The 26535-nt window shown below is 42.6% G+C and carries 19 protein-coding genes; 11 read left to right on the top strand and 8 right to left on the bottom strand.

The window, feature by feature from the left end; all coding sequences use genetic code 11:
* Positions 1-2: 2 nt before the first annotated feature.
* The 4 genes from GT641_RS06250 to GT641_RS06235 all read right to left on the bottom strand — a co-directional run bounded on the left by GT641_RS06250 (position 3) and on the right by GT641_RS06235 (position 3665).
* The gene (locus GT641_RS06250; RefSeq protein WP_021944344.1) at positions 3-944 is read right to left on the bottom strand and encodes an HD domain-containing protein; all 942 of its coding nucleotides are present in this window, start codon (positions 942-944) and stop codon (positions 3-5) included.
* Positions 945-960: 16 nt separating this feature from the next.
* Positions 961-1590 (bottom strand): uracil phosphoribosyltransferase, encoded by a 630-nt coding sequence (upp, locus tag GT641_RS06245; protein WP_008401775.1) that lies wholly within the window; start codon positions 1588-1590, stop codon positions 961-963.
* Positions 1591-1796: 206 nt separating this feature from the next.
* The gene (locus GT641_RS06240) at positions 1797-2402 is read right to left on the bottom strand and encodes a transglutaminase family protein (RefSeq protein ID WP_008401776.1); all 606 of its coding nucleotides are present in this window, start codon (positions 2400-2402) and stop codon (positions 1797-1799) included.
* Positions 2403-2465: 63 nt separating this feature from the next.
* Positions 2466-3665: a class I SAM-dependent rRNA methyltransferase gene (locus GT641_RS06235; RefSeq protein WP_117807836.1), complete on the bottom strand. Its 1200-nt coding sequence runs from the start codon at positions 3663-3665 to the stop codon at positions 2466-2468.
* 220 nt (positions 3666-3885) lie between these two features.
* Between GT641_RS06235 and uvrB the strand changes: the two genes are divergently transcribed.
* The 3 genes from uvrB to GT641_RS06220 all read left to right on the top strand — a co-directional run bounded on the left by uvrB (position 3886) and on the right by GT641_RS06220 (position 9577).
* The gene (gene uvrB / locus GT641_RS06230; RefSeq protein WP_161117087.1) at positions 3886-5874 is read left to right on the top strand and encodes an excinuclease ABC subunit UvrB; all 1989 of its coding nucleotides are present in this window, start codon (positions 3886-3888) and stop codon (positions 5872-5874) included.
* Positions 5875-6192: 318 nt separating this feature from the next.
* The gene (gene uvrA, locus GT641_RS06225) at positions 6193-9030 is read left to right on the top strand and encodes an excinuclease ABC subunit UvrA (RefSeq protein WP_008401783.1); all 2838 of its coding nucleotides are present in this window, start codon (positions 6193-6195) and stop codon (positions 9028-9030) included.
* Between the two features lie 118 nt (positions 9031-9148).
* Positions 9149-9577: a hypothetical protein gene (locus GT641_RS06220; protein ID WP_008401785.1), complete on the top strand. Its 429-nt coding sequence runs from the start codon at positions 9149-9151 to the stop codon at positions 9575-9577.
* Between the two features lie 47 nt (positions 9578-9624).
* Here GT641_RS06220 and GT641_RS06215 read toward each other — a convergent pair whose 3' ends face one another.
* Positions 9625-10932, bottom strand: coding sequence for an MATE family efflux transporter (locus GT641_RS06215; protein WP_161117086.1), 1308 nt, complete (start codon positions 10930-10932; stop codon positions 9625-9627).
* A gap of 254 nt (positions 10933-11186) precedes the next feature.
* Between GT641_RS06215 and GT641_RS06210 the strand changes: the two genes are divergently transcribed.
* Positions 11187-12224: a YeiH family protein gene (locus GT641_RS06210; protein ID WP_161117085.1), complete on the top strand. Its 1038-nt coding sequence runs from the start codon at positions 11187-11189 to the stop codon at positions 12222-12224.
* A gap of 152 nt (positions 12225-12376) precedes the next feature.
* Here the strand turns inward: GT641_RS06210 and fba are convergent, their stop codons facing one another.
* Positions 12377-13246: a class II fructose-1,6-bisphosphate aldolase gene (fba, locus tag GT641_RS06205; RefSeq protein ID WP_021944348.1), complete on the bottom strand. Its 870-nt coding sequence runs from the start codon at positions 13244-13246 to the stop codon at positions 12377-12379.
* Positions 13247-13551: 305 nt separating this feature from the next.
* On the opposite strand from fba, the gene GT641_RS06200 reads away from it, so the two are divergent.
* The 5 genes from GT641_RS06200 (at position 13552) to GT641_RS06180 (ending at position 21733) form a co-directional block, all read left to right on the top strand.
* Positions 13552-16185 carry an ABC transporter ATP-binding protein/permease gene (locus GT641_RS06200; protein WP_008401791.1) on the top strand — a complete coding sequence of 878 codons (2634 nt, stop codon included), beginning with the start codon at positions 13552-13554 and terminating at the stop codon, positions 16183-16185.
* Positions 16186-16468: 283 nt separating this feature from the next.
* The gene (locus tag GT641_RS06195; RefSeq protein WP_008401792.1) at positions 16469-17173 is read left to right on the top strand and encodes an ABC transporter ATP-binding protein; all 705 of its coding nucleotides are present in this window, start codon (positions 16469-16471) and stop codon (positions 17171-17173) included.
* A 9-nt stretch (positions 17174-17182) separates the two neighbouring features.
* Entirely contained in the window at positions 17183-19738 is a 2556-nt protein-coding gene (locus GT641_RS06190) for an ABC transporter permease (RefSeq protein ID WP_192919812.1), read from the top strand.
* A 155-nt stretch (positions 19739-19893) separates the two neighbouring features.
* Entirely contained in the window at positions 19894-21048 is a 1155-nt protein-coding gene (locus GT641_RS06185; RefSeq protein WP_161117084.1) for an FprA family A-type flavoprotein, read from the top strand.
* Positions 21049-21124: 76 nt separating this feature from the next.
* Entirely contained in the window at positions 21125-21733 is a 609-nt protein-coding gene (locus tag GT641_RS06180) for a phosphoribosylanthranilate isomerase (RefSeq protein WP_161117083.1), read from the top strand.
* Positions 21734-21838: 105 nt separating this feature from the next.
* Here GT641_RS06180 and GT641_RS06175 read toward each other — a convergent pair whose 3' ends face one another.
* Complete coding sequence (locus GT641_RS06175) at positions 21839-22567, bottom strand: LytTR family DNA-binding domain-containing protein (protein ID WP_119963266.1); 729 nt, start codon at positions 22565-22567, stop codon at positions 21839-21841.
* Complete coding sequence (locus GT641_RS06170) at positions 22564-23907, bottom strand: ATP-binding protein (protein WP_119963265.1); 1344 nt, start codon at positions 23905-23907, stop codon at positions 22564-22566. The genes GT641_RS06175 and GT641_RS06170 overlap by 4 nt, the downstream gene beginning before the upstream one ends.
* A gap of 291 nt (positions 23908-24198) precedes the next feature.
* On the opposite strand from GT641_RS06170, the gene GT641_RS06165 reads away from it, so the two are divergent.
* Positions 24199-25311 (top strand): FtsX-like permease family protein, encoded by a 1113-nt coding sequence (locus GT641_RS06165; protein ID WP_119963264.1) that lies wholly within the window; start codon positions 24199-24201, stop codon positions 25309-25311.
* Positions 25308-26534, top strand: coding sequence for an ABC transporter permease (locus tag GT641_RS06160; protein WP_161117082.1), 1227 nt, complete (start codon positions 25308-25310; stop codon positions 26532-26534). The genes GT641_RS06165 and GT641_RS06160 overlap by 4 nt, the downstream gene beginning before the upstream one ends.
* The last annotated feature ends 1 nt before the right edge of the window (position 26535 follow it).

Genomic DNA, 26535 nt, shown 5'->3' with positions numbered 1-26535 from the left:
CTTTATTTTGTAGATCTGCGGATATTACTTTCTATCATTTTATTGTAACCAAGCCAGCCGGTCTCGTCCTTGCTGTCTAATGCTTCCATGAATGTCTGGATCTTGGCATCTGTATTATCGGCAAATGATAATGCAAGTGCTTCGATCAGGGCAGGCTTCTTTGGAGAGCCGTATTCCAGTTCGCCGTGGTGGGCGAGGATACAGTGCTCCAGTTCGTTTGCTTCCTTTGCAGGAAATTCCGGAACAGAATCACGAATCTTGTCGCGGATCATCATAGTACCCATTACGATGTGACCAAGTAACTGACCGGAATCTGTGTAATCGTTTTCCGGGAATGTTGAAAGCTCATAGACCTTGCCGATGTCATGAAGCATGGCAGCAGTCAGGAGCAGGTCACGATTTAAGATCGGGTAGTATGTAGTGTAGTAGTCACACATGCTGGTAACTGCCAGAGTGTGCTCTAACAGACCACCGACAAATCCATGATGAATGGATTTGGCAGCCGAATGCTTTTTGAATTCTTTTGCAAGAGCTTTGTCCTCTACAAAGAAGCTTTCCAGAAGCTTTTTGTAGTAAGGCTTTTCGATCGTTGCGATAATGCCAAGCAGCTTGTCAAACATTTCATCGACATTTTTCTTCGTGCATGGCATATAGTCGTTGATATCGTATTCCCCTTCTTCAGCGATACGGATCTTCTTAATTGTCAACTGGAGAGTGTTGTTAAATGAGGTAACCTGACCGTCAACCTTAACATAGTTCATGGATTCAAAATGCCCAATTCCGCTGTTCAGTTCCCAGATCTTACCATCCATTGTTCCGCTGGCATCTACCAGCTGCAGAGAATAGTAGGATTTACCTGATTTTGTCTTTCCTGTGATCTTGTTTTTGCAGAGGTAAACCTCTGAAACCATTTCGCCTTCGCGAAGCTCGTGTATATATCTCATAATGTAAGCCTTCCTGTTATTTTGTTCCGAAAATTCTGTCGCCGGCATCACCGAGACCCGGGCAGATGTAAGCATTTTCATTTAAGCATCTGTCAAGCTGACCAACATAGATCTGGATGTCCGGGTGATCCTTCTGAAGTCTTTCCAGACCTTCAGGAGCAGCGATGATACACATGAATTTGATATTCTTGCCGCCGTGCTGTTTGATAAATGAAACAGCTTCGGAACCGGAACCGCCGGTTGCTAACATTGGATCAACAACAAGGATTGTTCTCTGCTCGATCGGATCCGGCAGTTTACAGTAATACTCATGCGGCTCGTGTGTCTTCGGGTCTCTGTAGAGCCCGATGTGTCCAACCTTTGCTGATGGAACCAGAGCAAGGATGCCGCTTACCATGCCAAGACCGGCACGGAGGATCGGTACAACTGCCATCTTTTTGCCTGCAATCATAGGAGATTTGCAGGTTTCGATCGGAGTCTTGATCTCTACATCTTCTGTAGGCAGATCACGAAGTGCTTCGTAGCCCATAAGCATAGCGATTTCTTCTACAAGTGTACGGAATTCATTTGTTCCGGTGTTCTCGTTTCTTAACATTGATATTTTGTGTTTGATCAAAGGATGATTCATAATTGTGACATTACTCATATCGGTAACCCCTTTTCGTAAAATTTTTAACTGTGTATAATTCTACCATAAGACAACAGGAAATTAAACCCTGCGATACCGGAAAAATCAACGGAAATCATTTCAGACAGACATAAAAAATCATCGACCGCGCCAACAGAACAGTTTTTAGAATGATCAGGAAAAACTGTCGGTCGGCAGGACCGATGATTTTGTAAAATATAATATTAATCGTTGTAGTCCGGCAGATCGTTATAGTACATTTTGATCGCATTTGTGCTCTTTTCCAGAACTGCCATTGTCGATGGAAGAGGAACTGCGATCAGATCGTCGAATTCAAATTCACCAAGCTCCGGTCGGATCTCATATCCAAGATTTCGTTCGTTGATCGAGAAATCAGCTTGAAACTGGTAATTGTTTCCTCTGGCGTCCAAGCGGATCCATTTCTTGACATCCGGTTCAAATACTGCATTCAGTGCATGAAGTGCCAGCTTGTTATCATATGTGAATCGTTTGATCCTCTGGTAGCAGAATCCGGTGTAAATACCATTTGCACGCATCAGTGCGGCTAACAGATTTGCCTTTGAATAGCTGATACCGGTTTTCTTTTCCAGAACATCTGATGCAGAGATCGTGATCGTGGAATCTTTGGCGTCCCAGGTGTGATCAATTTCATCTCTGACAAAATAATATATGGTTTCTATTTTTTCGTAAACAGATCTGCAGTTTTTGGTAAGATCCATAGCCTTCTCCATAACCATGGGATTGTCGAAATCGACATATTTATCATACTGTAGATATGCTGCATCCCTATTTCTCTGTATTAGCTTCATGTTTACCTCCCAAAAGTATTACAAGTAAGATAAATGACAGAGGACCAATCTCTGAAACTCCAGCTATTTGTCGCTGGTTACTTGAAATATGTAGAACTTCAGATAATATGATTCATCTGCAGCCCACAGAATCGGATGATCAGGAGCCTGAGTACGGAATTCAACCTGTCTCAGTCGTTTGTGAGAGTTGGAAGCAGCCTGCCCGATGGTTTTTGTAAAGAGTTCATAGTCCATGAAATGGGAGCATGAACAGGTGGCAAGAAAGCCGCCATCTTTAACGAGCTTCATGGCTCTCAGATTTATTTCCCGATAACCTTTTACAGCGTTTTTAATTGAGTTGCGTGATTTTGTAAATGCAGGTGGATCCAGAATTACAACGTCGAATTTCTCGCCCTGTTCTTCCAGTTCAGGGAGCAGATCAAAGACATCTTTACAGATAAATGTAACCGAATCCTCCAGGTGGTTCAGCTTTGCATTTTCCTGTGCCTGTCTGACCGCAAGTGCGGAAGCATCTACACCCAGTACGCTTGCGGCACCGGCAATTCCGGCGTTCAGCGCAAAAGAGCCTGTGTGTGTGAAACAGTCAAGAACTTTTGCATCCTTACAAAGACGCTGGATCGCAAGTCGGTTGTATTTCTGGTCAAGAAAGAAGCCGGTCTTCTGACCGTCTTTTACGTCAACAATATAGTGTACGCCATTTTCAATAATTTCCACGTTCGTGTCGAATTCATCCCCAATGAATCCCTTGAATGGCTGCATCCCTTCATTTATTCTAACTTTAGCATCGCTACGCTCATAAACACCTTTGATTATTATACCATCCGATTTAAGGACATTTTTTAAAATATTTATTAACAAATTTTTAACTCTGTCAATTCCAAGTGCAAGTGACTCAACAACCAGCACATCTTCAAATTTGTCAATCACAATACCGGGCAGGAAGTCTGCCTCGCCAAATACGATACGGCAGCTACTTGTATCTACGGTTTTCTTACGATAATCCCATGCTGCCTGCAGACGCATGCGGAAGAAATCTTCATTGATCTCGGTATCGACGTGACGTGTCAGCATACGGACAGTGATCTTGGAATTCGTATTGATAAATCCCTTTCCCATCGGATATCCGTCAAAGTCTTTTACAATGATGATATCCCCGTTTTCAAAACTCCCCATGATGGTATCTATTTCATTGTCATAAATCCAGGCGCCGCCGGCTTTGATGGTTCTGCCCTCGCCCTTCTTTAATGTTACGATTGCGCTCATGTTACACCTCGTTCATTTTTTGATAAATTATAGTATATCATGGATGGCATGTTTTTTAAATCCGCTTTGCGGATGAAACAGTGGGAAGCAGAAGGTTCTTACAGAATAAAGAACAAATATTCGATTTACTCTGTACTTTTTTTAAATGGGATGATATATTAGACAGAGAACAATAATAAGAATATTGATTGTATTTATATAGATATATCAGGAGAACATAATGGATCATTTCAAATTAGTATCAGAATATCAGCCGACCGGTGATCAGCCGCAGGCGATCAAAGAGCTGGTGGATGGATTTAAAGAAGGAAATCAGTTTGAAACCCTGTTAGGTGTAACCGGTTCCGGTAAGACATTTACCATGGCAAATGTAATAGCACAACTGAATAAACCGACGCTGGTGCTTGCGCACAACAAAACGCTGGCGGCACAGTTATATTCGGAAATGAAGGAATTTTTTCCGGAAAATGCGGTAGAATATTTTGTTTCTTATTATGATTATTACCAGCCGGAAGCATATGTGGCATCGACTGATACTTATATAGCGAAGGATTCTGCGATCAACGATGATATTGACAAGATGCGTCACAGTGCAACAGCGGCCTTGATCGACAGAAAAGATGTTGTGGTCGTATCCTCGGTATCCTGTATTTACGGTATCGGTGATCCGGATGAATACCGGGAGCAGATGCTGTCGCTCCGTGTCGGCATGATCAAGGATCGGGATATGGTGATCGATGAACTGACGGATATCCAGTATGTCAGAAATGATATGGATTTCCACCGTGGAACATTCCGTGTACACGGGGATGTGCTGGAGATCCTTCCGGTATCGACATTTGAAGATGCTGTGCGGGTTGAATTTTTTGGTGATGAGATCGATCGTATCTGTGAATTTGATCCGTTGACCGGGGAGATCAGGCGCAGTCTGAATTTTACCTGTATCTTTCCTGCTTCTCATTATGTTGTCGGACATGAGAAGCTGGAACATGCACTTACAAAGATCGAAGCGGAATTGGCTGAACGGGTACAGTATTTTAAGGAAAATGATAAGCTGATCGAAGCGCAGCGGATTGAAGAACGGACAAATTTTGATATAGAGATGATGCGGGAGACAGGCTTCTGCTCCGGTATCGAGAATTATTCAGGACCATTATCCGGCAGAGAATCCGGGGAGACTCCGAGCACATTGCTGGATTTCTTCGGTGATGATTTCCTGTTGATCATAGATGAGTCGCATATGACGATTCCGCAGGTCGGAGGAATGTATGCAGGTGATCGTTCCAGAAAACAGAATCTGGTGGATTATGGATTTCGTTTGCCATCCGCATTGGACAACCGTCCGTTAAACTTTGAAGAATTTGAATCGAAGTTAGATCAGGTGTTATTTGTATCGGCGACACCATCCAAATATGAAGCAGAGCATGAGCTGCTCCGGGCTGAACAGATCATCCGGCCGACCGGATTGCTGGACCCACCGGTAGATGTCCGTCCGGTAGAAGGACAGATCGACGACCTGATGTCAGAGATATTGAAAGAGACAGAACAGGGACACAAGGTTCTGGTTACAACACTTACAAAACGTATGGCAGAGGATCTGACAGATTTCCTGCGTGAGAATGGCATTAAGGTCAAATATCTTCATTCCGATATTGATACAATGGAGCGTGTAGAGATCGTGCGTGATCTCAGAATGGGTGTATTTGACGTATTAGTTGGTATCAACCTCCTTCGTGAGGGACTTGATATTCCGGAGATCACACTGGTGGCTATCCTGGATGCAGATAAAGAGGGCTTCCTGCGTTCGGAGACGTCATTGATCCAGACGATCGGACGTGCTGCGAGAAATTCAGAAGGTCATGTTATCATGTATGCAGATACGATGACAGACTCCATGAAACGTGCGATCTCGGAGACAAATCGTCGTCGAAAGATTCAGGATGCTTATAATAAGGAACATGGGATCATACCGAAGACGATCCAGAAGAGTATCCGTGATCTTATTACAAATGAAGTCACAGAAGATAAACCGGTTGTGGATGCTGAGAAAGATATTGAATCCATGACGAAGAAAGAGCTGAAAGCAATGATCGATAAGCTGACAAAGAAGATGAACATGGCAGCCGCCGACCTGAACTTTGAAATGGCAGCGATCGTCCGTGATGAGCTGAAGAAGTATAAAGAAGCACTTCGGGACTATGATAAGTAGAAAATACAATACAGATCATGCTGTCGTACTAATTGAAAGTGTATAAACATGTATGATCATAATATTATTTGTTTGAATATTAGTTGTTAAACTAATATGAAAGATATCATTACTATTATGAAGTAAGCCTTATCCGAGGCCGGTACTTAAGTTGCGTTTTTTGCAACTTTATGTACCGCTGCACGAGGATACGAGCGGAAGCGTCTTACGGAATAATATGTAATGTATCTTTCATATTGTATAAAAGTAATAATAAATATAATGATCATACATGTTTATAAGATTCAAATAAAATGAGCAGAAAGAAGGTCAACCGAAATGGGTGATATTAAGTATATTACGATTAAAGGTGCAAAAGAACATAACCTGAAGAATATAGATGTGAAGATTCCGAGGGATAAATTTGTCGTTGTGACAGGTCTGTCCGGTTCGGGCAAATCCTCACTGGCATTTGATACGATCTATGCCGAAGGTCAGCGACGCTATATGGAGTCCTTATCTTCCTATGCAAGACAGTTCCTTGGACAGGCAGAGAAGCCGGATGTCGAGAAGATCGAGGGCCTGTCGCCTGCGATATCGATCGATCAGAAATCGACGAATAAGAATCCGAGATCCACAGTCGGAACAGTAACAGAGATCTATGATTATTTCCGTCTGTTATATGCAAGAGCAGGAATCCCACACTGTCCGAAATGTGGAAAAGTGATCAGCAAACAGAGCGTGGATCAGATGGTAGACGATATCATGCAATTGCCGGAACGGACAAAATTCATGGTACTTGCACCGGTTATAAGAGGCAGAAAAGGGGAACATGTGAAGCTGTTGGAGAAGGCGGCAAAGAGCGGTTTTGTCCGTGCGATCATTGATGGCAGTATGTATGAGTTATCCGAGGAGATCAAGCTGGATAAGAATAAGAAGCATAATATTGATATCGTTGTGGATCGTCTGGTCGTTCGTCCTGATATGGAACGAAGACTGACAGATTCTGTAGAGACAACTCTGCGGATGGCAGAAGGTCTGATGAAGATTGAGGTTATAAATACAGATGGAGAAAATGAAATCTTGAATTTCTCTGACAGCTTTTCCTGCCCGGATTGTGGAATCAGCATTGATGAGATTGAGCCCAGAAGCTTTTCATTCAATAATCCATTTGGCGCATGTCCATGTTGTGCCGGTCTGGGATTTAAGATGGAATTTGATCCGGATCTGATGATCCCGGATACCAAGCTGTCGATCAATGAAGGGGCAATTGTTGTGCTGGGCTGGCAGTCCTGTAATGATGGAAAGAGTTTCACAAATGCAGTACTTCGTGCATTGGCAGAGGAATATCATTTCTCACTGGACACACCATTTCAGGATTACAGTGATGAGATCAAAGATCTGTTATTATATGGCAAGAACAGCCGTCCGGTAAAGGTTCACTATAAAGGACAGCGTGGAGAAGGCGTCTATGATATTACATTTGAAGGACTGATCAAGAATGTCCAGCGAAGATATCGGGAGACCGGAGGTGAGACGACCAAGGCCGAGTATGAGACTTTTATGACGATCACGCCATGTGAAGAATGTAAAGGAAAACGTCTGAAACCGACAGCACTGGCTGTTACGATCGCCGATAAGAATATTGATGATCTGACCAGAATGTCGATCGAGGATCTTACAAACTTTATGGATAATATTAAGTTGACAGACCGGCAGATGCTGATCGGCGGGGCAGTTTTAAAGGAGATCCGGGCGAGACTGCATTTTCTGATCGATGTAGGCCTTGATTATCTGGCACTTTATCGTTCTACAGGCACATTGTCCGGTGGAGAGGCACAGCGAATCCGTCTGGCGACACAGATCGGTTCCGGGCTTGTGGGAGTTGCTTATATTCTGGATGAACCAAGTATTGGTCTGCATCAGAGAGATAATGATAAGCTGATCGGAGCATTGGAGCATTTGCGTGATCTTGGAAATACTCTGATTGTGGTAGAGCATGATGAAGATACGATGCGTGCAGCAGATTATATTATAGATATCGGTCCGGGAGCCGGTGAAAATGGTGGTTATGTTGTTGCGGAAGGTACAGCAGAGGAGATCATGAAAAATGAGAACTCGATTACCGGTGATTATTTAAGCGGAAGAAAAAAGATTCCGGTACCGGAGGTACGAAGAAAGCCAACGGGCTGGCTGACCGTTCAGAATGCGTATGAGAACAACCTGAAGCATATTGATGTGAATATACCACTGGGTATTATGGTATGCGTGACTGGTGTATCCGGTTCGGGAAAGAGCTCACTTGTAAATGAGATCTTATATAAGAAGCTGGCGAGAAGACTGAACAAGAGCCGTATCAAACCGGGACATCATGATCACATCGTGGGTTACGATGCACTCGATAAGGTGATCAATATCGATCAGTCACCAATCGGAAGAAGCCCGAGATCGAACCCGGCAACCTATACAGGTGTATTTGACATGATCCGTGATCTGTTTGCAAATACAAAGGATGCCAAGGCAAGAGGATATAAGAAGGGAAGATTTTCATTCAATGTATCGGGTGGACGATGCGAAGCCTGCCGTGGTGATGGTATCATCAAGATCGAGATGCATTTCCTGCCGGATGTCTATGTTCCTTGTGAGGTATGCGGTGGCAAGCGGTACAATCGTGAGACACTGGAAGTAAAATATAAAGGTAAGAGCATTTATGATGTTCTGGATATGACTGTGGATGAAGCCTGCGAGTTCTTTGCAAATGTTCCAAGCATTCTGCGAAAGATCGAAACGTTAAAGGATGTTGGCCTGGGCTATATCCGTCTGGGACAGCCATCTACCACTTTATCCGGAGGAGAGGCACAGAGAGTAAAGCTTGCGACGGAGCTTGCCAGACGTGGAACCGGAAAGACGATCTACATTCTGGATGAACCGACGACCGGACTTCATTTCGCCGATGTTCATCGTCTGGTGGATATTCTTCGCAGACTTAGTGACAGTGGAAATACCGTAGTTGTTATCGAGCATAATCTGGATGTTATAAAGACTGCCGATTATATCATCGACATGGGACCGGAAGGCGGTGTTCGCGGTGGAACAGTGATCGCACAGGGAACACCGGAGGAGATCGCAGAATGTGAGAATTCATATACCGGACAATATCTGAAGCGGTATTTATAAAGTGTGAAGATAGAGAATACAATTAAGCTCTTATATAGATATCAGTTTTATAGAATGTGTAGAATTGATATAGAGGAATTAGAGATATAGAAATTTGGAAACATAAGGAATTAGCAACATGAGGAATGATAAGATCATTGGCGCATTGATCGGCCTTGTAGGTGCGGCCGGTAATTCCGGCTGGACAGAGAAAACAGATCAGACGATCGCAAGTGCGTTATTACAGGAAGACAATGATGAGACAATAGAGGAAATACACCGGGAGAAATACCGACTTTCTCCCGGGTGTTCCACCTGTACGGCTCCATGCGGGAATACATCTGATTATGATATGAGCTGTTTCTGGAATGGCAGCCTGGAAGAACAGAAGCGTAAGCATGACATAATCAATGAATTACAGCAGGTGGCAGAACAGTATAACAGCGGAAATCTTAAGAGATTACCTGAGGTCTGTTTCCGTGCACTTGCATGCTTTTCCTATGGCATGGACGAAGCTGCATACGAGTCTTTAATGAGCGACTTCCATAATATAGCCGAAACTGTTTAAGAGTAGAACTGCAGATAGAGTTACAGTTATATCTTAGCGTTTATGTTCTATATAGATTTGCTTTTCAGGTAGCCAAGGCTGACAAATAACACTACGACTTCAACGATCGGCATAACAAACCACAGGCTGGATGCACCCAGACACAATGGAAATACAAGGATACAGATACTGCTTAAGATGATATTTCGGAGCAGTGAGATGCACAGGGATTGTGCAGATCGCAGTATCGCCTGTAAATAGTAAGAAGTCAGCAGGTTAATGCCAAATGGCAGGAATGCAAAAAAGTAGGTTCGTATACCCAGATTTGCAATATCAGTCAGTGTTGGATTCATTTTAATAAAAATACGACAGACCGCAGTCGGGAATAAGATTCCACTAAGCGAGAAGATGGCACCCATTATAAGGATAGTGGTATATGCCATCTTTTTTATTCCTTTGATTCGGACCCCATTTCCTGCACCATAATTAGTAGAGATAACAGGCTGGATCGACTGACCGACTCCGGTAAACAGGGAGTTGAACAGGATTACACAGTTTGAGATCACGCTGTAGATCGAGAGTGCATTTTCACCGCAGTATTTCAGGATCTGGATATTAAACAGCAGTACGATGAATCCATTTGCAAATTCATTGAAAAAACTTGGGATACCACCGACAATAATATGACGGATACTGGGAATCGTGTGAATCGGTCGGATGAAATGAAGACCGTTTTTGCGTGAGAAAAAGTGTGAGCCACCGACAATTACCTGGATAGTCATACCGAGAACGGAAGCGAATGCGGCACCGCCCATTCCCATATGCATAGGAAATACAAAAATGATATCCAGTGCGATATTTACGACGCCGCCAAGCAGAACTCCCGCCATTGCACGGTTTGGATCATTGTCGGCACGGATAAAGATTGCTACATAATTTGAAAATACAGCAACCGGAAGGAAAATGTTGATATAACGCATGTAGGACATGGCGTATGGGAATAATATGTCATTTGCTCCCATCAGATGAAGCAGCTCAGGCATGCAGGCGGCATAGATCAGCCATAATAGGGCAGTAACAGCCGCAAGCAGGAAAAAAGAGATCGTAAAATAACGATTGGATTTTTGGTGGTTTCCACTTCCTCGGTGAACGCTCATTTGCACAGAGCCGCCGACACCAAACAGGATTCCGGTTGACATCAGAATACAGAGAAGTGGTGTTGTAATACTTAGGGCTGCAAGGGCATTTGCGCCCACACCTTTTCCGATGACGATCGCATCTGTCAGTGTGTAAATAGACATAACCATGGCACTTCCAAGTGATGGTATCAGAAATTTGAAGTATAATTTTTTCAGATTGTCTTTTAATAAATCCATTATAAGTCCTCCTATGCTTTGCCGTTCACAATCAAAAAAAGAGCCGGATAAGATAATCTTATCTGGCTCATAACATTCATGTCCATCCGGGAATCCTGAATAACATTCAGAACACCTTGCAAGGTATATCATATATACCGTCCGATTCGTGCCTATTATACCAAGTTGATAGAAAATGTCAATCAATTTTATGGCATTTTTTGTATGCGGGTGTTATAATAGCATCCGCAAAAAACACAGTGAGGTAGGAATAAATGAATTTTATTAAGAAAAACTGGATAGGAATTCTGGTGTGTTTTATCATAGCAGCTCCTTCATGGTTAATTGGAAAACGGTTTCCGGTTGTCGGCGGACCGATCATTGCGATATTAGCCGGTATGTTGATCGCACTTGTATGGACGGATAAGGGAAAGGCAGAAGCCGGTATCAAATGGACATCAAAGATTGTTTTGCAGACAGCCGTTGTATTATTAGGATTTGGCATGAATCTCGGAGTAATCCTGCAGACAGGAAAACAGTCGCTTCCGATCATTATCTGTACGATCGGTACATCCTTATTGATCGCATGGATCCTTCGAAAGGTGATGAAGGTTCCGGCAAATACTTCGATTCTTGTGGGTGTTGGATCTTCTATCTGTGGTGGTTCCGCAATCGCAGCAACAGCACCGGTTATAGATGCAGACGACGATGAAGTCGCACAGGCTATTTCTGTTATCTTTTTCTTTAACGTGCTTGCGGCTATCTTCTTCCCGATCATAGGAAAAGCAATAGGATTTGATACGGCATCCGGTGATGCATTTGGAATATTTGCGGGAACAGCCATCAATGATACATCTTCTGTAACAGCGGCGGCATCAACATGGGACAGCATGTGGAATCTTGGAAGTGAGACTCTCAATAAGGCAGTAACGGTAAAACTGACCAGAACACTGGCAATTATACCGATCACATTAGTGCTTGCGGCAGTTCGTGCAAGACAGGCGGCAAAGACAGAGCAGAAGACAAATGGATTCAGCTTGAAAAAAGCATTTCCTATGTTCATTCTGTATTTTGTGATCGCATCTATAATCACAACGATCTGTATCAGTCTGGGCGTAAATGCGGATGTATTTGCACCGTTAAAGGAGCTGTCCAAATTCTTCATTATCATGGCTATGGCGGCGATCGGGTTAAACAGCAATGTTATTAAGCTGATCAAAACCGGTGGCAAGCCGATTTTGCTAGGTGCATGCTGTTGGATCGGCATTACCTTGGTCAGCCTGCTTATGCAGCATGTTATGGGAATCTGGTAAAAGCATGTAAGAACGCCCTTGGGGCATATATGGCAGAAAACCTGTAACAGCAATATGCCCCATATGGTTTATACAACAGAACACAAGTGGTCTGTGAAATAAATCCATATGGGGCATATTATTGTTATACGATATTCGTATTACGAAAGAAATTAGTCGTTAGCTTTGCCAACTGATCCGAAAAGTTCCATCTTTTCTTTAACAGTAGCCTTGATAGCTTCGAAACCAGGAGCAAGAAGCTTTCTAGGATCAAATCCCTTACCTTCAAGATCCTTACCAGCCTCGATGTACTTTCTTGTAGCATCTGCGAATGATAACTGGCACTCTGTGTTAACATTGATTTTTGAAACGCCAAGTGAGATAGCTTTCTTGATCATGTCAGCAGGGATACCTGTACCACCGTGAAGAACTAATGGCATAGTACCTGTCTTCTGCTGGATAGCATCAAGTGTTTCGAATGAAAGACCCTTCCAGTTTGCTGGGTACTTACCATGGATGTTACCGATACCGGCAGCAAGCATATCTACGCCAAGATCAGCGATGATCTTACACTCTTCTGGATCTGCGCACTCGCCCATACCAATAACACCGTCTTCTTCACCACCGATTGAACCAACTTCACACTCGATAGAAAGACCAAGCTGATGAGCAACATTAACAAGCTCTGTTGACTTAGCAAGGTTCTCTTCGAATGGATAGTGTGAACCATCGAACATGATAGATGTGAATCCGGCCTTAACACACTTGTAGCATCCTTCATATGTTCCGTGATCAAGGTGAAGAGCTACAGGAACTGTAATTCCTAAAGAATCGTGCATAGCCTTAACCATAGCTGCAACTGTTTCAAATCCAGTCATATACTTTCCAGCGCCTTCTGAAACACCAAGGATTACAGGAGACTGAAGTTCCTGAGCTGTAAGAAGAACAGCCTTTGTCCATTCAAGGTTATTGATGTTAAACTGACCAACGGCATATTTTCCAGCCTTAGCCTTTTCCAACATTTCTTTTGCTGAAACTAACATTATAAATTCCTCCATTATAAAAATTATTTTGGGCTTTCATCTGCCCGAATTGTCCACATTTATAATGTAAAAATCCGGTTAGATAACCCTACTCTGTCGCCATTATACATTATTTATTTCCAAAATAAAAGCCATTTACAAAAACTTGATAAAAATAAAAAAATACTGCGCCATAATAACCCTGATGTCGCAGCGTAGTATTTTATCATTATGTAAAACATTTATAAAAGAATCCGCCATTTCCTTGAAATGCTAAAACTGGGATGGTAAAATTTTTATAATATAATTCGTGGAGGAAACAATATATGCTTCAGTTAAAGAAGATTGTGAAGGACTATCAGACCGGAGATGAAGTGGTAAAGGCGTTAAAAGGCATTTCCATTAATTTCAGAAAGAATGAATTCGTATCGGTACTTGGTCAGTCCGGCTGTGGTAAGACAACGCTTCTTAATATTATAGGCGGACTTGATCAGTATACGAGTGGTGATCTGGTTATCAATGGCAGATCAACAAAAGAATTCAAGGCAAGAGACTGGGATTCATACCGGAATAATTCGATCGGTTTTGTATTCCAGAGTTACAATCTGATTCCGCATCAGACGGTTCTCGCAAATGTCGAGCTGGCGCTGACCTTATCCGGTGTATCCAAATCCGAGCGTAGAAAACGTGCAAAAGAGGTGTTGGAAAAGGTTGGTCTGGGCGATCAGATCTATAAGAAGCCGAATCAGATGTCCGGTGGACAGATGCAGCGAGTAGCGATCGCCAGAGCATTGATCAATGATCCTGATATCCTGCTTGCAGATGAGCCGACCGGAGCCCTGGACTCCGAAACCAGTGTCCAGATCATGGAGCTGTTAAAGGAGATCGCAGAAGAAAAGCTGGTCATCATGGTAACACACAATCCGGAGCTTGCAGACAAATATTCTACAAGAATCGTGAAGCTGTTAGATGGTAAGATCATAGATGATTCCGCACCATTTTCAGATGAAGACGAAGCGAAAGAATCAGAAGAAGCATATGCACCGAGAAAGACATCTATGTCTGTATTTACGGCATTTTCCCTCAGCTTTAATAACCTGCTGACGAAGAAAGGACGAACCCTTTTAACGGCATTTGCCGGAAGTATCGGTATCATCGGTATCGCGCTGATTCTGTCATTATCCAGTGGATTCCAGGGCTATATCAATGATGTGCAGGAGGAAACCCTGTCATCCTATCCAATCGAGATCCAGAAAAAGGCAATGGATTATTCTGACCTGATCTCGGAAATGGCGGGTAATACAAAGGAAGAAGATCTGAGTGATCATGACCCGGATCGTGTATACTCTGGTGATGTCATGGGCGATATGATGGTGTCCATGCTCTCAGAGGTAAAGGAAAACGATCTGGAAACATTTAAGAAATATATTGAAGATGATACAAATGGATTCAAGGATATCGTGAGTGATATCAAGTATACCTATGATACTCCGATGTATGTATTTAACGAAAATGCAGCAGGCGGTACACAGCAGGTAAATCCAAGTATCATGATGCGAGAGATGGGATTTGGCGATATGGAAGAATCCCAGAAATCCCTGTCAGGCTTCATGTCGGCATTCAGTTACGGAAATAATTCCATGGATATGTGGAAGCAGTTAATGAGTAATCGGGAGCTGTTGGAACAGCAGTACGATGTGCTTGCAGGACACTGGCCTCAGAATAAAAATGAAGTTGTACTGGTCGTTGATAAGAATAACGAGATCAGTGATTTTACCTTATATACATTAGGTGTCAGAAATGCTTCTGATCTTGGAGAGATGGTTCCGAAGATCATGGCAGGTAAAGATTACGATGCACCGGAGGAAATGAGCTTCTCCTATGATGATCTTTTAAATCTCAAATTCAAGCTCATTCTGCCGAGTGACATTTATCAAAAAAATGCAGACGGAACATGGGCAGACAAGAGTTCCGATGAAGATTATATGGCAGATGTGATCAGCAAAGGTCTGGATATTCAGGTTTGTGGTATCATCCGTCAGAGCGAATCCTCTTATGCAGCATCGATCGATGCGGGAATGATCGGTTATACCGCTGAACTTGCAGAGTATGTTGTATCCGAAAATGAAAAATCGGAGATCGTAAAACGGCAGCTTGACAATCCGGATACCGATGTATTTACAGGACTTCCGTTTTCAAACGGAGAAGATATCGACATGAGTCAGGTGGACATGCAGCAGATCGTTGCATCCATGAACCTGTCAGAGGAACAGCAGGCATATATTTCACAGATGTCTGATGAGCAGTTATTTGAAATGTTAAAGGAACAGGGCTATTTTGCACAGTCTACCGCAACCTATGATGATAATATCGAGAAGCTTGGATTTGCGGATCTGGCAAAGCCGTCCGTTATCAGCCTGTATTGTTCAGAATTCGCGGACAAGGATAAGCTGACAGATCTGATCGACAAATATAATGATTCACATTCAGACAGCGAGATCACTTATACCGATTATATCGGGCTGATGCTATCTTCCGTTACGAAGATCATCGATGCGATCACTTATGTATTGATCGCATTTGTAGCTATCTCGTTGATCGTATCATCGATCATGATCGGAATCATTACCTATATCTCTGTACTGGAGAGAACGAAGGAGATCGGTATTCTTCGAAGTATCGGAGCGTCGAAAAAGGATATTTCCCGTGTGTTTAACGCAGAGACATTTATTATCGGACTGGTATCCGGTGCGATCGGTATTCTGGTTACGGTGCTGTTAAATATCCCGATAAGCAAAGTGATAGAGAAATTTGTAAATGTGCCAAATGTATCTTCACTTCCGGTAAAGGGTGCGGTGATCCTTGTGATCATTAGTGTTGTGCTTACTTTGATCGGCGGTCTTATCCCATCTAAGATGGCAGCGAAGAAAGACCCTGTAATAGCACTTAGAAGTGAGTAACAGATAATTGTGAAATTAAAAATTATAAGTTATATATGAACAGTTTGAATTACCAAAACAGTGGCATTTGAGTCCGCCGGTCCTTAGATGGTGCATTAGCAGCATCTTAGTACCGTTGCAGGGCTAACTGAGACCTTAGCGAGGTTTACCGAGGTTAGTTCGAAGTTACACAGCGGGGAAACGAGCGGAAGCGTCCACTGGTTGGTAATGTCAATACTGTTCATATAAAAAAGAGAATATTTAATTCACAATTATCTGTCATGATAGAAAGGAGCGAGGCGGCATGAGTGCATATGTTGAGTTTAAGGATGTTAAGAAAATATATAAGACCGGCGAGGTTGAGATCCATGCTCTGCGGGATGTGAACTTCGAGATTGAAAAAGGAGAATTCTGTGTCATTGTTGGAGCGTCAGGAGCGGGAAAGACAACGATTCTGAATATCCTGGGCGGAATGGACACGCTGTCCGGCGGCAGTGTATATCTGGACGGAAAAGAAATCTCCGGGCTGAACAAGCGGCAGCTTACGGCATACAGGAGATATGATGTAGGATTTGTATTTCAGTTCTATAATCTGGTGCAGAATCTGACGGCACTGGAAAATGTAGAGCTTGCGGCACAGATCTGTAAGGACCCGTTAGATGCGGCAACGGTATTAAAGCAGGTAGGGCTTGAGGATCGTATGGCAAATTTCCCTGCACAGTTATCCGGTGGAGAGCAGCAGCGGGTAGCGATCGCCAGAGCACTTGCAAAGAATCCGAAGCTGCTTTTATGTGATGAACCGACCGGTGCGCTGGACTATAATACAGGAAAATCCGTACTCAAATTGCTTCAGGATACCTGTAGGAACACCGGAACTACGGTTATCGTTATCACACATAATCAGGCACTTACAGCAATGGCAGATCGTGTGATCACAGTTAAGAGCGGAACAGTAGAGAAGGTTGTTCTGAATGATAACATTAAAAATGTAGAAGATCTGGAATGGTAGGTATGTCTTATGAAATCAATGATGCGTCGTACGACATTTCGAGAAATTAAAAACAGTTTTGGACGGTTTGCAGCGATTCTCGCGATCATAGCGTTAGGTGTTGGTTTCTTTTCAGGCCTGAAGATGACCAAGCCGGCTATGGTGAAGACGATTACGGATTTCCTCAGTGATTCGGAATTCTATGATCTGCATCTGGTGTCTACGCTTGGCTATACAGATGAGGATGTGGAAGCATTTGCGGGTGAGGATGATGTCCGGTATGCAGAGGGCAGCTATTCATTTGATGTGCTTTATGATGGTATGGGTGATAATGAACGTGCACTCAAAACCTTGTCATTGCCGGAGCATGTGAATGACATCCGTCTGGTGGATGGCAGACTGCCGGAAGCGGATGATGAATGCGTAGTGGATGACAAGCTGACAGATGTGAGAATCGGTGATGTCATTACCGTGGCAGATACGAATGGTGATGCCACTGAGACAAAGCTCCGCTATAGGAAATTTACGGTTACCGGAACCGTACAGTCCTCCCTTTATATTAATTTTGAACGTGGAACGACTACTCTCGGGACCGGTAAATTAAGTGGATTTGTATATATGAAGCCGGAAGCATTTGACTGTGAATGCTACACTGACGTCTATGTCAGGTTTGATCAGGACTATGCGTTATACGATGATGCGTACGATACCTATATGGACGAGAAAAAGGATGCCTGGGATGCTATCTGTCATGACCGTGTTACGAAACGATATCAGGCGCTTTTGATGCAGACCGGGCTTACCGAAGATATGGTTGCCGGCGTAACCATAGATGACGCACCGGATGTCAGTTATTATATTCTTGGCAGGGAGACGAATGTCGGTTATGTCTGTTTTGAGAGTGATTCCGATATCGTGGATGGTGTAGCAAAGGTATTTCCGGTGTTCTTTGTATTGGTTGCTGTGCTTGTCTGTATGACGACGATGAATCGTATGGTCGAGGAACAGCGAACAATGATCGGAATGCTAAAGGCACTTGGATACAGTGAGCATACGATCATGAGCAAATATATGATCTATTCAGGGCTGGCAGCAGTTATCGGATGTATAGGAGGCTTTTTTGCAGGAACGTATGCATTCCCACGGGTAATCTGGAAAGCATATCATATGATGTATCTGAATATTAGCTTAAAATATATTGTAGACTGGAAGCTGGCAGGAATTGCTATGCTGGTATCTCTGGCATGTTCGGTAGGAACGACATGGTTTACCTGCCGGTATGAGCTGTCGGAGACTGCGGCAGGTCTGATGCGGCCGAAGGCACCGAAGGCGGGCAAACGTGTATTCCTTGAGAAAATATCATTTGTATGGAAACGATTAAAATTTCTGCATAAGGTATCGGTTCGAAATATCTTTCGGTATAAGAAGCGTTTCTTTATGATGGTAATAGGAATCAGCGGATGCACAGCCCTGCTTCTGACCGGATTTGGTATCAATGATTCGATCGCCGGTTTTGCAGATCGTCAGTTTGATGAGATCCAGATCTTAGACGGAACGATGACCCTTGCAGAGAGTGTTGATGACGTAAAGAAAACGAATGCTGCTTCTAAGGAAAATCAGAAGGATCAGCAGGAAGCAACGCAGACGGGTTCAGAATCAGCGGCAGCCGGTAATCTGTATGATAAATTAGACAAATATATGCAGGACTATGATTTTGTCGGTGAGACAAGCTGGGATCTGATAGAGTCCGATGGCATTAAGAGCATTAATCTGGTTATTATGAAGGAACCGGAGCATTCGGACAAATATATGGATTTTCACAACAGTAAGAATGAGAAGGTCGCATATCCGGGCAAGGATGAGGCGGTTATCAACAGTGCTTTGGCAACCCGGTATGATCTGTCCGTTGGGGATACCATTACGATCCGGAACAGTGATATGAAAGAGATCAAGGCAAAGATTTCCGGCATCTTTGAAAATTATGTATATAATTATGTATATCTGTCGCCGGAAACATACATGGATCAGATGGGAGAAGCTCCGGTATATCATTCCGTCTATTTCAATCTGAAGCCTGATATGGATGCACATGAAGTGGCTGCCGATCTTATGAAAGAAAATGTAGTTTCTGCAGTAGTCGTGAATGGAGATATGCGCGAACGTATCAGCAATATGATGAAGAGTCTGGACTATATCGTTCTGGTCGTTATCCTGTCGGCGGCAGCACTGGCATTTATCGTGCTGTATAACCTGACAAATATCAATATTACAGAACGAATCCGGGAGATTGCAACCGTAAAGGTGCTTGGATTTTTCAGAAATGAAACCTCATCTTATGTGTTCCGTGAAAACTGGGTGCTGACGGCAATCGGAATAGCGGTCGGTCTGGTGCTCGGAGTATTTCTGCATAGCTTTGTTATGGATCAGATCCGTGTGGATATGGTTTCATTTGACACTTACATTTCACCGCTTAGTTATGTGTACAGCATTATCCTGACGTTTGCTTTTAATGGCTGTGTCAACCTGTTCATGTCGGTGAGACTGGAGCGGATCAATATGGCGGAGTCCCTGAAATCAGTGGACTAAGGGAAAGCGTAAAAATGGAATCATGAAATATAGAAAACAGATACTGTATTGCGGTTGATGCAATGAAAAAATACCGTAAAGAACTGTGGGTGAACAAGAAGCCCGCAGATAGAAAAATATACAAATAAAAATATAGTGGCAGGAGGAAGAAAAGAATGACAGTTACAAATGATATTAAGTATATCGGTGTGAATGACCATGAGATCGATCTGTTTGAGGGACAGTATATTGTGCCAAATGGCATGGCATATAATTCTTATGTGATCATGGATGAGAAGATTGCCGTTATGGATACGGTGGATCAGAATTTTACAGATGAATGGTTTGCAAAGCTGGAAACGGAGCTTGCAGGCCGGACACCGGATTACATCGTGGTTCAGCATATGGAGCCGGATCATTCGGCGAATCTTGCAAATTTCATGGAGAAGTATCCGACAGCAACAGTTGTTGCAACAGCGGCAGCATTTAACATGATGAAGAACTTCTTTGGAAAAGATTATGCTGATAGAAGAATGATGGTGAAAGAGGGAGATACCTTATCACTTGGAAAGCATGAGCTGACATTTGTCATGGCTCCGATGGTACACTGGCCGGAGGTTATGATGACCTATGACAGCACAGATAAGGTATTATTCTCCGCGGACGGCTTCGGCAAATTCGGAGCCTTGGATGTAGAGGAGGACTGGGCATGTGAGGCTCGCCGTTACTACATCGGAATCGTAGGAAAGTTCGGTGCACAGGTTCAGGCATTGTTGAAGAAGGCAGCAGGACTGGATATCCAGATCATCTGTCCGCTTCATGGACCGGTTCTGACAGAGAATCTCGGATACTACATCGGTTTATATGATACATGGTCATCGTATGGAGTGGAAACAGATGGCGTAGTGATCGCTTACACATCTGTTTATGGACATACAAAAGAAGCAGCAGAGCTTCTTGCAAAGAAGCTGACTGAAAAGGGATGTCCAAAGGTAGCAGTCAATGACCTTGCCCGCTGTGATATGGCAGAGGCAGTAGAGGATGCGTTCCGTTATGGCAAACTGGTGCTTGCAACAACGACCTATAACGGTGACATTTTCCCATTTATGAGAGAGTTCATCAATCACCTGACAGAGCGTAATTTCCAGAACCGCACGATCGGTCTGATCGAGAATGGCGCATGGGCTCCAATGGCTGCAAAGGTTATGAAGGGTATGTTTGAAAACAGCAAGAATCTGACATTTACTGATACAACAGTTCAGATCAAGGCGGCATTAAATGACGCAAGCCTTGCACAGATCGATGCACTGGCAGATGAACTGTGTAAATAATCGATTCTTATATAGAAGTATTGTTCTACCACTATGATAAAGAGGTCGTACATATAAATGACAGAATGGAGAAGCTATGAGTCTGGTAAAAATCTGTGGAATCACAGAAGAACAGGAAGTTGAATATGTAAATGAAGCCGGCGTGGATTTTATGGGAATGGTGATGTTCTTTCCGAAAAGCAAGCGGAATATCACAGTAGAAAAAGCATCTTCCCTTATAAAGATGCTGAATCCTAAGATTACATCCGTAGCGGTAACGGTAGAACCGACGCTCGATCAGATCCGGGAGATCGAAGCTGCCGGAATTCAGATGATCCAGATTCATGGGGATGTCAGCGAAGAACTGCTGCAGGAGATCCGTATTCCTGTTATCAAAGCATTTAATGTACATGATCTGTCTTCTTATGAGAGATATCATCAGGCGGACATAGTAAAAGGATATATCTTTGATGCACAGACACCGGGCAGCGGGAAGACCTTTAATTGGTCTGTGCTCTCCGATATTCCGCACGATGAGAAGTTTGCCCTTCTTGCCGGAGGTTTAAATCCTGACAATGTGGCAGAGGCATTTGCCGCAACTCATGTGGATGGTGCAGACACCAGCTCCGGTGTGGAGAACGACACCGGAATCGGCAAAGACCGGGAGAAGATCCTGAGATTTGTGGAGAATGTGAAGAATCAGTAAGAGATGTATTATTTCAGGCACTCTGTGGGCAGTGATACGTTTTTGAGCAGACATTGGTTATTTTCATTGACTGTTTGAAAGGTATCATGCTTATAGGGTGCTGTTTTATTGTGCGATTCGCAGCAATGCTTTTCGTACATCATCCAGATAATTTCTTCCGACCGTCTGGGTTTGTTTATTTGCAAGATAGATCGTGGAGCCGGATAATGAGGTGACATGATTTATATTGACAATGCAGGACTTGTGACACCGTATAAATGGTTCGGGCAGATGCTGTTCCATGTTTTTCAGCGAGGTTCGTTCTGTGTATAATCCGGAAGCTGTTGTGATACAGCAGTCATGCCCCAACCTGCTTATGGAAATGATATCATTGAACGGAATCCGTGTGATGTTATTGTCCTTATGCAGGCAATAATAGTCTGAAGAATGCAGTGAAATATACTGATCCAGGCAACGTTCGATCGCTTCAGGTGAAACAGGTTTTAATAAATAGTTGATTGCCTGTGCCTGATATCCGTCAAAGACATATTCACGGAAGGCTGTAAGAAAAATAATATCTCCTTGATATCCGTTTTTCCTTAATTGTGTACAGATATCGATTCCATTTTTGATGTGATCATCGGCAGGTATATTCGTGTCGGCATTTTTCAGTTCAATATCGGAAAACAGCAAATTACAATCTTTCATAAATGCTGATCCTAAAATAGAAGTTTCATCGTGAAACCATTTGACAGAAACAGCATATTCCTTTTTCTCAGCCCAGTTATGTATAACTTCCGCTAATTGTTTATAATGTTTTGGAATGTCTTCCAGTACAGCGATATTTATATTCATTCGATCAATTCATCCTTTCGTTTAAGTGGCAACAATATCTGGATCATAAAGGTATCCGTCGTTGGTTGAATGTTAAAAATACCATTATGATCGTTTATAATACTTTGGATTCTCGACAGCCCCAATCCATGTTCGGGTGTATCCTCTATGGTTTTCGTTGATAGGAAATGATTCTTCTTATCTATTCTGTAATATCCATTTGTCCGGTTGCTTATGGCGATGGAAAGCATATTCTGAAATGGTTTCATCGAAAAATCAATCGAGCGTTGTTCTGTTTCCGGAAGCTGTTCACATGCTTCGATGGCATTGTCAAATAAATTACCAAGTAAGGAACATAATTCAATATCCGATAGCGGAATGTTGTCCGGCAGAAATACCGAGTATTCAACCTGAATCTGTGCAGATTTACATTGGATCAGTTTATTTGTGAGGATGCTGTCTACCGTGGAGTTGCCGCTCGCAAGAATGTAGTGGTTGTTATTTACGGTTGCGGTCAGGTCCCGGATAAATGCCTCTGCTTCCGGATATGCATGATTTACCATCAGGGCGTGAAGGGTGTCCAGATGATTGCTGATGTCATGCTTCAGATAGCGAAGCTCTGATATGGAGCTGATGATCTGGTCGTATTGCTTACGCTCCATTTCTGATAGGAGCTGTTGCCTGGACAATTGGATATTTTTCTCACGTTCTATGCCGAGATGGTACAGGTATATTGTCAGGGAGACAAATAAGATCAAGATCAGGAAACAGATGGCAGACAGAAGATCTGCATAGGTTTCCGGGCTTCCGGTATGGATATTTACCTGACCGGCAACGATAAGATTTTCAATCACGATGCATAAGACTGACAACAGAACGAAGATTATTTTTTCTGTTCGTGAGAGCTTGAAGGCTCTGGATGAGAAACAGAGCAGAATGGATGTCAATACCGTAAGGGTCAGAAGATACAGGATCGTAACCGAGCTTTGTACTGCATAATCCGTCAGCATCCCATCGGCATCTGTGTGCAGCCATTCTACAGGGAATATGGTCGCTGTGAATTTGGAAGCAAGTTCTACTATGCAGAATATAACGACCCAGAACAGATTGCTGATCTGGAACGTAAAGAATATACAGGTATACAGGTAATGTAAGACCAATAGTATAGTCAGGGATTTGATGATAACGGGAGCCTGCATGACATCCAGTAATAAGGCACATTCTGCCAATACGAGAACCGACAGGATCTGTAACAGATAAGAATATCTGAAGCTTCGCCGGTTTAATTTTCCGTTTGCAAGTATCAGAAAAAGAAATGATACCCAGATATTTATAATAAATTCTGCAATATAGTCACTCAAAAATATCCCCTCGCATTCCCATATCGTTTGTGTTCATTTTCGATAAATCTACACTTCTACAATATTTATTGTAACATACCAGCCTTTGCTGTGAAGACTATAATTTCATTTCCGTATGTTGTTTGCATCCGGCAGGATGTTGTTTGCGCCGGCGTGCCTTGAACAGGGGAATGTGGATGGTATGATGATGAAAATCATTTACTTGCAAGGGATGATCTTTCAGGTGTATGGAATGAGCCATGGCCGTAAAATTGTCTGCTTGCAAGGTTGTTTAGGAAGGAGGGCATATCTATGATATTCGGACATGTATTAAAGAAACACATAAGCATGAATCCTGTCATATCCGGGTTGTTATTGTTGGGCGTTGTCATATGTGTATATTGTATCAGTATCATGCTTGGTCTGGCAGTTGGACAGTATCAGTTGGCTACCTGTAGCAATACGGAAGCATCTCTGACGATCGATATAGACGAGAAAAACGGTATAAATATGGATGAGATGTCTGCATATCTGAACAGCATTTCAAAGAAAGGCATGGTAAATGTATTATATTTCACAAGATTGGAAAACAAAAAAGTATTGGTAGGCTGGGATGGAACAAAAGGAAACAATTGGTTCCCGATTACTTCAGGAAATTTTTTTAACAAGGAGGAACAGGCAGCAGGTGAATATGTTGGTTTTGTATCTGATAATATGAAAAATGCAATAGCCGGAAGCGGAAGCTTTGAGGCAGGCGAGCATACATATGAAGTAATCGGTATGGGCTGGATCATTCCATGGTCCTTTGCTTCAGCCAGATCATCACAGTCACAGATCGACATTTTAGGGGAAGAAGCCGGTGAGGAAATGCAATATATGTTGATCCCATATAAATGCTATAAAGAAGAATTTCAACCGGAACAGATTTTGGCGCAATTCAATTATGCATCTTATGAGGATTTGAAGAAATATGCAGAAAAAATACAGGATATGTTTCCATCGACACAAGTATATTTACCCGATAGCAATTCCGATGATGTGCTGGAAGAAGGACGGACGCAATATGAAATACTGGCATTTCTTTTGTGTATGATCGCCGGGATAACAGTGATCAGACTCATGGCAGAATGGATCACAACTTATAAAAAAGAGATCACCGTTTTGTGGTTGTGTGGGATGCCAAAAGTACGGTGCATGTTATTGATATATGGACACTGGCTTTTATATTATGGCGTTGGCAGTATCATTGCGATTATTCTGCAATATCTTACATTTCCATTACTTCAATATGTCTATGGAAATGCGTTCCCAATGCCTGACAGCCTGATATATATATTAGCTGTTATGTTTGGATTTTCGATATTATGCACGTTAAGACCGATGGGAAAGGTGGTTCGTTTATATACAAAGGGGGAGATCGTATGAATTTTCTTCGGATATGCAGGTATTTATATACAAAGAAGTTATTTGGGGAGATCGTTTTATTCATTCAGTTGATATGTATGCTTGAAATGTCATTTGTTGTATTAAAACCGGTCGATTCATATTTGATGGAGAAAAAGCAGGTAAAAGCGGTATATACATTAGACTTTGATTCTATGGTTCATTTTAGCAAGAATAATTCAATATATGCGCAGGAAATGACCGGAAATGGAACTGCGGCAAAAGAGATTTATGAGCTGCTGCGGGAGTCGAACGGTGTGAAAAAAGTAGATCGATGTGTATTTGAAAATGGTACTTATATGCAGACGGATGGGAAGATGAGCAGCGCAAATCTGGTTTTATATTCGAGTGAAATGTTAGATGTTATCCAGTTAAATACGGAATCAGCGGCGTTGAAAAATGTATCGGAAGGATATGTTCCGATATTGGTCAGCGATTCTTTGGCAGAGGAATTACCAGTTGGAACAAAGACGGAAATCAATCTTGCTTTTGATAATACGATAAAAATACCGTGTGAAGTGGTGGGTATCTTACAGGAAGACAGTGCGGTTCCTGTGGTTTTCAGTTATGGAGATATCATGGAACTGGGAGATATGGCAGTTCCGTCGAAAGATTTATCGGAATACAGATTTATTGTATTTGGCAAGGCTATGGATGAATTATTTGCTCGTTTGACAAATGTTAATTTCCTGATAGAACCGGAAGAACATATATCGGGAGAAAATCTGGCAACCTCTTTGCAAAGCAAAATGAGAAATTATGGAACTTTAAATACTTATCGGACGATAGCAGCAGGAGCTTTTAAGAATATGCTGGAAGAAAATGCATGGTATGTGCTGGCATTTGCTTTGTTGACCTTGATCGCAGTATTTGGATATGGAGGGTATCTGTATCTTATGATCGCACAGAAGAAAAATGAGTTTGCAGTATTTTATATATTAGGAATGACAAGAAAGAAGATGATAGCGGTTATCTTCTCATCCGGTGCAATTTTGCTGGCTGTGTCATTTGGAATAGCGGTACTTTTATATCCATGGTTTACAAAAACGGTATTAAAAATACAGGAGAGTTACGGATACATAGGGATATTTAGTTATGGATTTTCAGCAGGTGTGCTTTTGTTTATTTTGCTATTGAGCATATGGATGGGATTCCGGCGCACCGGAAAACAGGCGGAGATTGAATTATTAAAGGGTGGTGACTGAT

The sequence above is a fragment of the Clostridium sp. BIOML-A1 genome, assembly GCF_009874105.1.
Classification (GTDB): domain Bacteria; phylum Bacillota; class Clostridia; order Lachnospirales; family Lachnospiraceae; genus Coprococcus.
Note: the sequence above shows the minus strand (reverse complement) of the source record. Positions and strands in the feature narration are given on the sequence as shown.